Source organism: Citrobacter sp. wls714 (assembly GCF_005281025.1).
Classification (GTDB): domain Bacteria; phylum Pseudomonadota; class Gammaproteobacteria; order Enterobacterales; family Enterobacteriaceae; genus Citrobacter; species Citrobacter werkmanii.
Window position 1 is genome coordinate 1 of sequence record NZ_SZWZ01000065.1, and the last position, 12,930, is coordinate 12,930.

The window sequence follows — 12,930 nt, forward strand, 5'->3', positions numbered from 1 at the left end:
GGTGTCTGTTAAACCCGTGGCGATTCAATATATGCAATATATGTGTGATATACATGTCCCAACTGGCGATAGCCGAAAGGTGAGAGAAGCGAGAGTGGCGCTGGAACGTGCGGGTGAGTTGATGGTAATTATCATTGTTACTCATTTTTGTTCTCGTTCTGTTTAGGTGTGGGTAAGAAGTTTACCGTGATTCATTCACTTTTCATAAACACACCTTTGTACCTGCTGTGGCGTAACAACTTTTTATAGCGAAATACCAGCAGCACAATAAAACAGGAGGCGTAGATAATAGGGGATGGTGACAACACTTTGACCGACCATAGGTAATGAACCGGGAGTAAAATGGCAGTCAGGTAGACGTAGTTGTGCAACGTTTGCCAGCGTTTGCCCATTTTACGCTGTGCGGCCTGCGTGGAGGTCAGCGTCAGCAGGAGTAAGATAACCCAACCCGTCATGCCCAGCGTGAGCCATGGTCGTGAAACCAGCTCTCGCCCCAACAATCCCAAATTTTGTATACCCAGCTCCAATAGCGCATAGCTGGTCAGATGCAGTGTGGCCCAGGCAAAACACCATAATCCTAACAACCGTCGGGTACGAAACAGCAAAGGCTGCTTTGCATAGCGTGCGAGCGGCGATACCAGCAGGGTAGCAAGCAAGAATTTTAGCGCAGTAATGCCGGTAAAATGCTGAATGTCTTTCCCGGGATCGGCGCCCAACGCACCCTGTTGCACTGCCCAGAAGAGCCATAGCAGGGGTAAAAAACCGGCGAGATGCAGTAGCACTTTCAGGCCGGTTATCTGCTTTGCCGTTAATCTCACTTAAAAGTTCTCCCGTAGATCCATACCCCGATATAACGATGCCACCTCCCTGGCGTAACCGTTAAAAAGCAACGTCGGCTGGCGTTGCACATCGAGAATCCCACCGGAACCGATAAAACGTTCCGTCGCCTGAGACCAACGGGGATGATCGACATGTGGATTAACATTGGCATAAAAACCGTATTCGTTCGGCGCTGACATATTCCAGGTCGTCGGCGGGCGCTCACGTGTCAGCTTGATACTGACGATCGATTTAATACCCTTGAAGCCATATTTCCAGGGGACCGTCAGGCGTATCGGCGCCCCGTTTTGCGGCGGCAACGCTTTGCCATACACGCCCACGGTCAGAAGGGTAAGAGGGTGCATGGCCTCATCCAAACGCAAACCTTCAACATAGGGGTATTTCAACCCACCACCAATGAAGCGATCTTTCTGACCGGGCATTTCATCGGGGGCGTAGCGTGTTTCAAAGGCAACGTATTTGGCGTCGCTGGTGGGTTCAACCTGCGCCAATAATTTATGTAAGGGAAAGCCAATCCACGGCACAACCATCGACCACGCTTCAACGCAACGCATCCGGTAAATACGCTCTTCTAATGGAAAACGCGTGGTCAGCGCATCATGATCCAACGTTAAGGGTTTGTTCACCTCACCGCTGATGGTTAATGTCCAGGGATCGGTTTTCAGGCTACCGGCGTTGGCGGCAGGATCGGCCTTATCCAGACCAAATTCATAGAAATTGTTATAGCCCGTCACCTTGTCTTCCGGCGTCAGGGGCAGTGAGCTTTGCCAGGCATCCGGTTTTATGAACTCGAGCGGTTTCCCCGCCGGTGCAGGCGCTCGATCGTTGCCCTTAAACCAATTCAGTAGATTCGCCTGTGTCGGGGAGGAGAGTGAAGCGGCTGCAGCGCCTATCCCAAGCGCTTTGAGGATCTGTCGTCTTTGCATAAAAAAAACTGATTCGGCGGTAACATCAGCTTCCCGAAGTGGACGTTTTTTCTGCATAACTGTTCCTTTTTATTTTCATGTTAAGGAAAACAAAGCGACGTTTCCCTGTTGATGCGTGACTTTCTGTAACGACATCCTGTATCCAGGCGTATCCCAGGATCCTCACGAAAAGTTAAAAATTTTGTGATAACTTCCGCCCCTTGCCTGAGGTAAGCTTTCACAACGATGAGAGGGAGAGGACACTGATGGCCGGCGCAAAAAAGATATTTTTGGTGGAAGATGACAGCGATATTGCCTCACTTTTGCAGCTTAGCCTGAAGGATGAGGGATACGAAATTATCCATGAGACGGATGGAACGCGCGCGCTTGAACAACTGGAAAAACATGTCTGGGATGCGGTTATTCTCGATTTAATGCTGCCGGGTGTCGATGGTCTGGAAATATGTCGTCGCATTCGTCAAATGAGTTTCTATTTACCCGTCATCATTATTAGCGCCCGTACCAGTGAAACTCACCGCGTTCTGGGGCTGGAGATGGGAGCCGATGATTATTTAGCCAAACCTTTCTCCATACTGGAACTGATGGCCCGCGTGAAGGCGTTGTTTCGCCGTCAGGAGGCGATGAGCCAGAATCTGCGTGTGGAAGCGGGGATCATTAACATCCATGGTTTGGAGATTGATCCCTTAGCCCGTGAAGTCCGCCAGCATGGCAAATCAATTGATTTGACGCCCCGTGAGTTCGATCTGCTCTATTTTTTCGCTCGTCATCCTGGCGAAGTTTTTTCGCGTCAGGCGCTGTTGGATCATGTGTGGGGCTACCAGCACGAAGGGTATGAGCATACGGTGAACAGTCATATTAATCGTCTGCGGACCAAGATTGAAAAAGATGCTGCTGAGCCGGAAATTATTCTTACCGTTTGGGGACGAGGCTATAAGCTTGCGGCGAATAACGCGGAGCATCAGTCATGATTTATCGACTGTCTTTAAGCCAGCGGCTGACCCTGGTATTTACCGCGATTATGTTGATTTGCGCGGTAGCCGTCAGCGTTGTCCAGCTGCGTAATAGTCAAAAATATGGCGATGCCATGGTGCAAAGGCTGTCGCTGGAACTGGCGAGCAAGATTGTCAAAAGTGAGGCTCTGATTGATACCCGCGGGCAGATCAATCGACAGACGTTAAAAGGACTGTTTAATCACCTGATGACGCTCAATCCAAGCGTTGAACTGTATCTGGTTTCACCTGCAGGTGACATACTCGCCGATGCCGCACCGCCCGGGCATATTCAGCGCCAGAAAATTACCGTGCAGCCGATTCAGGGTTTTCTAAATTCGGATGTTTTGCCAGTGTATGGCGATGATCCGCGCAGTAGTCAGCAGAAGGTCTTTAGCGCAGCGCCCGTGATGCTTAACGGTCAACTGCATGGTTATCTGTACATCATTCTCCAGGGTGAAAATCTGCATATGCTGGCAAATACCGCCTGGCAGAAAACGCTCTGGAACACCGTGACAGGAACGTTAATTCTGGTTTTATTAGCCGGTGGAATTGCGGGTTTCCTGGTGTGGCGATGGGTGACGCATCCGGTGAAAAGGTTGACCGGGCAGGTGGTCAAAATGGAGCAGGACAGCATTAGCGTCATTAAACAGTTGGCGCAGAAAAAGCCCGTACCGTCACCGGGGAATGAAATTGCGTTGTTGAATAATGCGTTTATTGAACTGGCACAGCAAATTGCGCAGCAGTGGGATTTGTTAGCTGACAGCGATCGCCAGCGCAGAGAGTTTATTGCCAATATATCTCATGATTTACGCACGCCGCTCACCTCGCTGCTGGGGTATCTGGAAATGTTGTCGCTGAAGGCCGACACGATAACGCCAGAGGAAAACAGGCATTATCTTAGTATCGCGTTGCGCCAGGGGCATAAGGTTCGCCATCTGTCACAACAACTGTTTGAGCTGGCGAGGCTGGAGCACGGAGGCATAAAACCTCAGCGCGAACGTTTTGCTTTTGGCGAGTTGATCCAGGATGTGGCGCAGAAGTTTGATCTCCCTGTTGCCACACGCCATTTACAGTTACACCTTGACGTGATGGGGCCGTTACCACTGGTAAATGCCGATTTATCGATGATGGAAAGCGTGATGACGAATTTGCTGGATAATGCTATCCGCCATACGCCTGACGGGGGGGATGTATGGCTAAAAATCTGGCGTGATGAAGACCGACTGTTAGCAGAAGTGCAGGACAGCGGTCCTGGCGTGGAAATGGGAGTACGCGAAGTATTATTTCAGCGCCCAACCGCGTTAGCTCCCCGTGAGCAGCGTGGCGGTCTGGGATTGTTGATTGTGCGAAGAATGCTTGAACTGCATGGAGGCGATATCAATCTGGTTAATTCAACGGCAGGCGCGTGCTTCCGTTTTTGGTTGCCGCTGACGGATTCTCCATAGGGTAAATGTTGGTAGGTTGTCAGTGATAATGAGAATTTTTATCATATATCGATAATTCATCATCTTATACTCGACAAGTGCAAGGAGATTGTATGTCACAGGATGTCGACAACCAATATATCGCCCGGACCAAAGCCGTTGCTGGCTGTTTTTCTATGTTTTTGCTGATGTTTGGTCTCACGTTCACCCCGTTGTTTTATCCCGCGAGCCAGGAGCTGCTCGCCAAAGGATTTCTCTTCCCGCTGTTGTTTGTGTTGGAATTTGTCGTATTGGTTCCGCTGTATTATTTCTTCTTCAGAAAAAGAGAAGGGCTGGGCAAAGGGATCTTCAATGCCCGGTGGTTTGGCATTTTATTTGCGGCCCTGCTTTTTATTCAGCTTATCTTGCCGTGGTTGATAGGTCTCAGACAAACCGAAGCGTGGGTAACCAGCCAGATATCCTTAAACAACTACGCGCTGTGGTTATCCACTCTGACCCTGATATTTTTTGCGCCAGTTTATGAAGAAATTGTTTTCAGGGGCTGTTTATTCAACGCATTCCAGTATTGGTTCAATAATAAAACCTGGCTGTCGTCAGTCGTGGTATCGATCATTTTTGCCGTGATGCATACCCAGTATGTGGATCTGCGCACGCTGCTGATGCTGTTTCTTGTGTCGCAGGTTTTAATCCTTGCCAGACTGAAAAGCAATGGACTGCTGATGCCGATGACGCTGCATATCGTGATGAACGGGACGGTTATTGTCCTGCAAATGGCAGCGTCTTCATAAGTGATGATGCCCGAAGCCGGGCATCGTTGATTAAACGTGCAGACGATGGTGCAAACGCGCGCCTACCAGCAACGCCAGCACCAGCATCAGGGCGATAAATCCACCCACGCCGTTCCAGCCGTAGCTATGCCAGAACACACCGCCCAGCGTACCGGCAATACTGGATCCCAGATAATAGCTGAACAGATACAGGGAAGAGGCCTGGCCTTTAGCGCGTTTTGCTCGTGGTCCAATCCAACTGCTTGCCACTGAGTGCGCGGCAAAGAACCCCGCAGAAAAGAGCAGCATCCCGGCGAAGATCAGCCATAGTGAGGTAAACAGGGTCATCAATAGCCCAAAAAGCATTACGCCGGTTGAAACGATCATCACCGGGCCGCGACCATAGCGGGTGGTCATGGAACCTGCTTTCGGCGAGCTCCAGGTCCCGGTCAGATATGCCACGGATAACAGGCCGACAACCGCCTGACTGAGTTCCCACGGAGAGAGCATCAGACGATAGCCGATGTAATTAAACAGTGTGACAAACGACCCCATCAGCAAAAAACCTTCCGCAAACAGTAGCGGCAACCCTCTGTCGCGCCAGTGCAAACGGAAATTGATGAACAATGATTTAGGTCGTAGCGACGTGGGCCTGAAATGACGGGACTCTGGCAAAATTTTCCAGAACATTAGTGCGGAGGCGAGGGCAAAACAGCCGATCGCCGCCAGCGCGATACGCCAGTTGAAAAAGTCGGTGAACACGCCGCTGATCAAGCGACCACTCATACCGCCAATTGAGTTCCCACTGATATACAAGCCCATTGAGAAGGCCACAAAACTGGGATGAATTTCCTCACTCAGATAGGTCATCCCCACCGCCGCCACGCCGCTCAGCGAAAGACCGATCAGCGCGCGCATGATTAAAATCCCGTGCCAACTGGTCATCATCGTTGAAAGCAGTGTACAGCAGGAGGCGAGTAGCAGTGCCGTAACCATCACCGGCTTACGACCTATCGCATCGGAAAGTGGGCCAGTAAACAGTAAACCGATGGCCAGCATTGCCGTTGAGATGGAAAGTGAAATACTGCTGCTGGCAGGCGAAACCCCAAACTCGTGCGAGAGCACCGGCAGTATGGGCTGCACGCAATAGAGCAGGGCAAATGTCGCCAGCCCGGCAGAAAACAGCGCCAACGTAACGCGCATAAAAGGGGATGTACCGCGTTTGATAAAACCATCCGGCGGGGTAACGCTCTCGTCAATATCGCTTGCCGGCGCGGTATCGACCGTTGTTGTACGACTCACCTGGAATCCTTGCTTAATATTTTGCTACTACAGGACCAGCCTTAAGAGTATGAAAATCCCAATATTCTGTCTAATATATTAATAATCTCAAATAATATTTTAAAAATATGAATATCGAACTTCGTCACTTACGCTACTTTGTGGCGGTTGCGGAAGAGTTGCATTTTGGCCGGGCGGCAGCGCGGCTGAATATTTCGCAACCACCGTTAAGCCAGCAGATCCAAATCCTGGAACAGCAGATTGGCGCCCGGTTATTGGCGCGAACTAACCGCAGCGTTGCCCTCACAGCCGCCGGAAAACAGTTTCTGGCGGACAGTCGGCAGATCCTTGGCCTGGTTAATGAAGCCGCCGCCCGGGCAGAGCGTTTGCATCTCGGAGAAGCGGGGGAGTTGCGTCTCGGCTTTACGTCATCAGCGCCGTTTATCAAAGCGGTATCAGACACGCTCTCCCTGTTTCGCCAGCGCTATCCTGTGGTGCATATGCAAACCCGCGAGATGAATACGCGCGAGCAAATTGCTCCACTTAACGAAGGCACTCTTGATCTGGGGCTTATGCGTAACACGCAACTCCCGGAAACGCTGGCGCGAGAGGTTATTCTGCATGAACCGCTGATGGCGATGATCCCACGAGCGCATCCGTTGGCGCAAAAGCCCGTAGTGACGCTGGCTGAGCTGGCTAATGAGCCATTTGTCTTTTTTGACCCGCATGTGGGAACAGGGTTGTATGACGACATTTTGGGCCTGATGCGTCGCTATAGCCTCAAACCGACGATAACTCAGGAGGTTGGCGAGGCGATGACCATCATTGGATTAGTGGCCGCGGGATTGGGCGTTTCGATCCTGCCCGCTTCCTTTAAACGGGTGCAACTGTATGAAATGTGCTGGATCCCGATAGCGGAAGAAGATGCCGTCTCCGAAATGTGGTTAGTCTGGCCTAAGCATCATGAGCAAAGTCATGCCGCGCAACGTTTTCGTGAACAACTGCTGGCGGCGGTCCAGGCGATTAATTTAGTTTAAATATGGGTGAAAATGTGCAGTAAATCACAAGGCTAAGTAAAAAGTTGACGGAAGCCATTGAAGTGCTTCACCATAGCCCGCAGATTATTTCGGAGCGCGAAAATAAAGGGAGTAAGTGGTGGTTGCTGATAGTCAGCCTGGGCATATCGATCAAATTAAGCAGACCAATGCGGGCGCGGTCTATCGCCTGATTGATCAGCTGGGACCGGTATCGCGTATTGATCTCTCTCGCCTGGCACAATTGGCGCCTGCCAGTATTACCAAAATTGTCCGCGAAATGCTTGAAGCCCACCTGGTACAAGAGCTGGAAATCAAGGAAGCAGGGAGTCGTGGGCGTCCGGCCGTGGGGCTGGTTGTCGAAACCGAAGCCTGGCATTATCTATCCATTCGCATCAGTCGCGGCGAGATTTTTCTGGCGCTGCGCGATCTGAGCAGCAAGTTGGTGGTTGAGGATTGCCTGGAAATGGCGCTGGTCAGTGAAACACCTCTGCTGCAACGTGTCATTACCCAGGTCGATCAGTTTTTCATCCGCCACCAGCAAAAGCTGGAACGCCTGACCTCCATCGCCATCACGCTACCTGGCATAATCGATACCGAAAACGGCATCGTTCATAGCATGCCGTTTTACGATGACGTCAAAGAGATGCCGCTGGGCGAAGCGCTCGAAAACCATACCGGTGTGCCGGTCTATATTCAGCATGATATCAGCGCCTGGACCATGGCGGAGGCGCTTTTTGGCGCGTCGCGTGGCGCACGCGATGTCATTCAGGTCGTCATTGATCATAACGTTGGCGCAGGGGTGATAACCGACGGTCATTTACTGCATGCCGGTAGCAGTAGCCTGGTGGAAATTGGTCATACGCAGGTCGATCCCTACGGTAAACGTTGCTATTGCGGTAATCATGGCTGTCTGGAAACCATCGCCAGCGTCGACAGCGTACTGGAACTGGCGCAGGTGCGGCTGAAGCAGTCAATGAGCTCTTCACTGCATGGACAACCGTTAACAGTGGATGCGCTGTGTTTGGCAGCCATGCAGGGTGATTTATTGGCGAAGGATATCATTAGCGGTGTCGGGACCCACGTCGGACGCATCCTTGCTATTATGGTGAATTTGTTCAACCCGCAAAAGATATTGATTGGTTCTCCGCTCAGTAAAGCGGCGGATATTTTGTTTCCCACCATTGCTGACAGCATTCGTCAGCAGGCGCTCCCGGCCTACAGTCGGCATATTGTCGTCGAAAGTACGCAGTTTACTAATCAGGGGACGATGGCAGGGGCCGCGCTCGTTAAGGACGCGATGTATAACGGTTCTTTGTTGATACGTCTATTACAGGGTTAACATTTTTTAACTGTTGTACGAAAAATTGCGCTATCTCAAGCTGATTCCGGTCGTCATACCTTAGACTTTCTCCACTGTTTTATTTTCCTGACTTATATTTTCAAAGCATAACGGTGGAGTTAGTGATGCTGAAGCGTTTCTTTATTACAGGTACAGACACTTCTGTTGGGAAGACCGTGGTTTCCCGCGCATTACTACAAGCGTTGGCGTCAGGGGGTAAAAGTGTCGCGGGCTACAAACCGGTAGCCAAAGGAAGCAAAGAGACACCCGAAGGCTTGCGCAACAAAGATGCGCTGGTGCTGCAAAGTGTGTCATCCATCGAACTGCCTTATGAGGCGGTCAACCCGATTGCGCTGAGCGAGGACGAAAGTAGCGTAGCGCATAGTGGTCCGGTCAATTACACCTTGCTTTCCAACGGTCTCGCAAGCCTGAGTGAAAAAGTTGATCACGTTGTCGTGGAAGGCACCGGCGGCTGGCGGAGTCTGATGAATGATCTGCGTCCGCTATCTGAATGGGTGGTACAGGAACAAATGCCGGTGCTGATGGTAGTCGGTATTCAGGAAGGTTGTATTAATCATGCCATCCTTACCGCACAGGCGATTGCCAGCGACGGATTGCCGCTGCTTGGCTGGGTCGCAAACCGAATCAACCCAGGGCTGGCGCATTATGCGGAAATCATTGACGTGCTGAGCAAAAAATTACCTGCGCCGCTAATCGGCGAACTGCCGTATCTGCTTCGCGCAGAGCAGCGCGAGCTGTCACAGTATATCCGTCTGTCAATGCTTGGCAGCGTGCTGTCGGTAGATAGAGTCGTGGCGTAACGTTCTCGACAGCACTGACGCCACCACGCAGGCGATCAGTAATCCGGGGAGCAAGCGATACTCCCCGGTCATTTCACAAACCATCAATGTAGACATAATTGGCGCATGCGTGGTTGCTGCCAGTAGCGTGGCCATCCCCGTTAATCCCAGCAGAATGGCAATTTCATCCGGACCCGGAAGCCATAATCCCCACGCCCGTCCCAGCAGCATGCCGACAGACATACCGACAAACAGCGTTGGCGTAAACACCCCACCCGGCGCACCGGAGCCACTGCTGGCAAGCACAGCCAGTAACTTGCAGATAAAGATCCCACTCACCACGGTCAATAACGGTGGCGAGAGTAGGTATGACTGCACCACGCTGTAGCCATTTCCCCAAACGGCAGGAGTGAGCAGCGACAACAGGCCAACGATCAGCCCGCCAAGCGCCAGTTGCCACGGTGGCGAGAGTTTTAAGCGTAAAAAGCCATTATGGCTGGCGGTCATCAACCACATGAACAGCGGACCGCAGACGCCGGCAACCAGACCAGTACTGACGATCATGACGTATTCCAGCACATGCAGTTCCCGTGTGAAGTGCACGGCATAGAGCAACGCATTGCTGTCGCTCAGCACATTAGTGGTGAGCAAAGCGACGACGGCGGAGACCACCACCGGCCCCAGCGAGGCGAGGATCATCGTGCCAAACAAGACTTCAGCAATAAATAAACTGCCCGCCAGTGGGGCATGATACGCGCCGGCCATACCTGCAGCCGCGCCACAAGCAATCCATAATTTCCATTCAGTGCGGGGTGTAAAGCGTTGGGCAAAGCTGGACGCTGCCAGCGCCGCCAGCAAAATCATGGCGCCTTCACGCCCGATAGCACTGCCGCTGGCGACAACCAGTAACGATGCCAGTGACTTTACCAGGCTGGCACTGACGTCGAATTGTCCATCCGTTTGCAGGGCTTCCATGTAATCTGTAGGAGCCTGTGGTCGTAAACGGTTGAATTTTTGCCAACCCCAGAGCAGTAAGCCAGCTGCCAGGCCGCCCAGCGTGGGCGTCAGCATGCGTCTTATAGGAGAAAGGTTTGTCGCCGCATTGACCAGACTGCCCGTGTCGTTGTCCAGGAACAACCATTCAAGAAGGAACATGGCATGGCGAAAACCCGCGACGGCTAACGCGGCAAGGATACCAATCAGCGCGGCGATCAGCAGGCGGCGAAACATCGCACGCAGGTCAGGGTAAGCATGTAAATGATGCATGAGTGGCCAGACAAGGAAATTCAGACGCTTTATTTTGCGGCTATTTGGCAACAGAAGCAAAAGCTCAGCGTGCGCAACGGGATGGAACGCAGGCAAGAAACGTCTTGCCTGCGGCGAAATTAACGAAATATAGGTTTATCGGCTACTGGGATCAGTAATTGCGATCGCCACTGTGCCAGCGTCAGTCGCGCCAGTTCACCCAAAGCCTGGTAGAACGGGTGGTTCGCATGTTCGATAAACACGTCAAGGAAGCGAGTTGACCACGGTAGCAGATGCCAAGCTAATAACTGTTCGCACTCGGTGTGGCGTCCGTTTTCAGCAAGCCAGGCCGTCAGTAACAGCAGCGCGCCGAAGTGATCTTCCGGTTCATTTTGCTGCATGGCAAACTGGATCCCGTTGTCCCGCATCCACTGACGTAATGCCAGTGTGGAATCGCCAAACAAGACATTTTCACGATCCAGCCAGACAGAACCCCAGGGCGGAGAAGGTAGCGCGTAAGGGCCGACAAACAGTCGCTGCCAGGCTTGCGGGAGCGGCTCATCAGCCTCGGCCTGCAGTTGTTCAGCCAGCGCAGAAAGGGACGTGGGTTCAAGCGGCCACTGCGCCTGCCAGCCATCGGTTTTAAGCGCACTGACCAGCGCAGAAGCTTCCGCACTGTCTGGCGCATAGTAGAACAGCGCACCCAATACGCGCGCCGCGGTAGAGAAGTTGTCACGTTGTGAAAAATGGGTCATGCAAACAATCCTGAAAAGTGCGGGTTGCCCCGCACCCCAGTGTTAACCTGCAACAGCCATTCCGACTGTCATATGTAAGCCATAAAACAAACCGCGGCCAATAACTTCACCGGCAAGCACGAAAATTAAACCCAGCGCCAATCCGCCGACAGCCGGTTCTTTGCGACGAATTAGCGGGCATATCCAGCAACCCAGCCCCGCAGCCAGCATCACGATGCGCCAGACCTGTAAGCTTGCGTAGTCGGGAACCAGAGCGTTGGCGTGTTGTACCGAACTGTGAATTTCGCTGAGCGATACGCCCTGCAAAACGATAACGGCCACGGTCACCAGCAGGGCAAGAATGCTGATTCCGGCGAATCTGGCGGCGTTAAACGACACGCTCGCAGCGCGTAGCAGCAGGGCGGCAAACATCGGGCCACTCAGCAACATCGTCATGAAAAACGCCAGCGTAGTATAGCCATTATACCAGGTCGGAACGGTGTCTATCTGATAGACGTTAGTCATCGCCAGAACAAAAACCAGACCAAGCAACATGCTGAGCAGCAACCAGATTTTACCTAACGTAGCCGGCATTTTACCGAGAAACGCCACCAGCCACCACAGACCACCAACCGCGAAAAACAGCGAACCGCTGGCGATTTCGTTACTGAGCGCCGATGCGCCGATTCTGTTCAGAGAATTAAACGCGCGTAGCGGTGAACCTAAATGCATTACTGAGGCGAGAAAGGCGATGCCCATCACCAGCCACAGGAAAAACATACTGCGCACGATACGTCGTTTTGCCACATCGTCTTTGGTGGTTAACCAGCCATACCCACTCACGATCAGCGCCCCGGCCACACATTGGCCCAGCACCGTAAACAGGACCAGCGGCCATTCATGCCATCCATTTCCCATTTTACACCTCCTTCGGATTAGCCAGAAAACCCGTGGTATCCCCGGTCGGGCGGCAATTGGCATTGGGTTTGATCACAATACTCGGTTTGGTGAAGTGTGCGCCCGGTAACGGGGCAACCGCCGCCAGCTCACCATGTTTTTTGCGCAACTCATCAATCGGACCAAAGTCCAGCGCGCGTAGCGGACATGACTCAACGCAGATAGGCTTTTTGCCGTCGGCGACGCGATCATGACAGCCATCGCACTTGGTCATATGACCTTTGGCGGCATTGTATTGCGGCACACCGTATGGGCAGGCCATGTGGCAGTAGCGACAGCCGATGCATACGTCTTCATCCACCACGACAAAACCATCTTCGCGCTTATGCATAGCCCCACTAGGACAAACCTTGGTGCAGGCTGGATCCTCGCAGTGGTTACAGGAGATGGACAGATAGTAGGCAAAAACGTTCTGATGCCAGACGCCGTTATCCTCCTGCCAGTCACCGCCAGCGTATTCATATATCCGTCGAAAGCTCACGTCGGGAGTGAGATCTTTGTAGTCTTTGCAGGCCAGTTCGCAGGTTTTGCAGCCGGTGCAACGACTGGAATCAATAAAAAATCCATACTGAGTTGTCATGGGTTACA

General features: G+C 52.3%; 13 protein-coding genes. 6 read left to right on the top strand and 7 right to left on the bottom strand.

Going from position 1 to position 12,930, the window contains the following annotated elements; genetic code table 11:
• Positions 1 to 191: 191 nt before the first annotated feature.
• Together msrQ and msrP are read right to left on the bottom strand one after the other, a co-directional pair.
• Positions 192 to 818 carry a protein-methionine-sulfoxide reductase heme-binding subunit MsrQ gene (gene msrQ / locus FDX11_RS14195; protein WP_137398095.1) on the bottom strand — a complete coding sequence of 209 codons (627 nt, stop codon included), beginning with the start codon at positions 816 to 818 and terminating at the stop codon, positions 192 to 194.
• Positions 819 to 1,823 (bottom strand): protein-methionine-sulfoxide reductase catalytic subunit MsrP, encoded by a 1,005-nt coding sequence (gene msrP, locus FDX11_RS14200; protein WP_137398096.1) that lies wholly within the window; start codon positions 1,821 to 1,823, stop codon positions 819 to 821. It lies immediately after the preceding gene.
• A 188-nt stretch (positions 1,824 to 2,011) separates the two neighbouring features.
• On the opposite strand from msrP, the gene FDX11_RS14205 reads away from it, so the two are divergent.
• From FDX11_RS14205 to FDX11_RS14215, 3 genes are all read left to right on the top strand, one after another.
• Positions 2,012 to 2,734, top strand: a complete 723-nt coding sequence (locus FDX11_RS14205; RefSeq protein ID WP_137398097.1) for a response regulator transcription factor — start codon at positions 2,012 to 2,014, stop codon at positions 2,732 to 2,734.
• Positions 2,731 to 4,203, top strand: a complete 1,473-nt coding sequence (locus tag FDX11_RS14210; RefSeq protein ID WP_137398098.1) for a HAMP domain-containing sensor histidine kinase — start codon at positions 2,731 to 2,733, stop codon at positions 4,201 to 4,203. The genes FDX11_RS14205 and FDX11_RS14210 overlap by 4 nt, the downstream gene beginning before the upstream one ends.
• Positions 4,204 to 4,295: 92 nt before the next feature.
• The gene (locus FDX11_RS14215) at positions 4,296 to 4,970 is read left to right on the top strand and encodes a CPBP family intramembrane glutamic endopeptidase (protein ID WP_079224283.1); all 675 of its coding nucleotides are present in this window, start codon (positions 4,296 to 4,298) and stop codon (positions 4,968 to 4,970) included.
• A 30-nt stretch (positions 4,971 to 5,000) separates the two neighbouring features.
• On the opposite strand, the gene FDX11_RS14220 is transcribed toward FDX11_RS14215, so the two are convergent.
• Positions 5,001 to 6,251 (bottom strand): MFS transporter, encoded by a 1,251-nt coding sequence (locus tag FDX11_RS14220; RefSeq protein WP_137398099.1) that lies wholly within the window; start codon positions 6,249 to 6,251, stop codon positions 5,001 to 5,003.
• Positions 6,252 to 6,358: 107 nt separating this feature from the next.
• Here FDX11_RS14220 and FDX11_RS14225 point away from each other — a divergent pair, with 107 nt between their 5' ends.
• The 3 genes from FDX11_RS14225 (at position 6,359) to bioD (ending at position 9,427) form a co-directional block, all read left to right on the top strand.
• Entirely contained in the window at positions 6,359 to 7,267 is a 909-nt protein-coding gene (locus FDX11_RS14225; RefSeq protein ID WP_137398100.1) for a LysR family transcriptional regulator, read from the top strand.
• Positions 7,268 to 7,385: 118 nt separating this feature from the next.
• Entirely contained in the window at positions 7,386 to 8,606 is a 1,221-nt protein-coding gene (gene mlc / locus FDX11_RS14230; protein ID WP_042308501.1) for a sugar metabolism global transcriptional regulator Mlc, read from the top strand.
• Between the two features lie 125 nt (positions 8,607 to 8,731).
• Positions 8,732 to 9,427 carry a dethiobiotin synthase gene (bioD, locus tag FDX11_RS14235; protein WP_137398101.1) on the top strand — a complete coding sequence of 232 codons (696 nt, stop codon included), beginning with the start codon at positions 8,732 to 8,734 and terminating at the stop codon, positions 9,425 to 9,427.
• Here the strand turns inward: bioD and clcB are convergent.
• From clcB to FDX11_RS14255, 4 genes are all read right to left on the bottom strand, one after another.
• The gene (gene clcB, locus FDX11_RS14240; RefSeq protein ID WP_137398102.1) at positions 9,383 to 10,672 is read right to left on the bottom strand and encodes a voltage-gated ClC-type chloride channel ClcB; all 1,290 of its coding nucleotides are present in this window, start codon (positions 10,670 to 10,672) and stop codon (positions 9,383 to 9,385) included. The two genes, bioD and clcB, sit on opposite strands and share 45 nt — an antisense overlap.
• Positions 10,673 to 10,791: 119 nt before the next feature.
• Positions 10,792 to 11,406, bottom strand: coding sequence for a Tat proofreading chaperone DmsD (gene dmsD, locus FDX11_RS14245; protein WP_061381369.1), 615 nt, complete (start codon positions 11,404 to 11,406; stop codon positions 10,792 to 10,794).
• A gap of 42 nt (positions 11,407 to 11,448) precedes the next feature.
• Positions 11,449 to 12,303: a dimethyl sulfoxide reductase anchor subunit family protein gene (locus tag FDX11_RS14250; protein WP_137398103.1), complete on the bottom strand. Its 855-nt coding sequence runs from the start codon at positions 12,301 to 12,303 to the stop codon at positions 11,449 to 11,451.
• Between the two features lies 1 nt (position 12,304).
• Positions 12,305 to 12,922: a DMSO/selenate family reductase complex B subunit gene (locus FDX11_RS14255; RefSeq protein ID WP_137398104.1), complete on the bottom strand. Its 618-nt coding sequence runs from the start codon at positions 12,920 to 12,922 to the stop codon at positions 12,305 to 12,307.
• Positions 12,923 to 12,930: the final 8 nt, after the last annotated feature.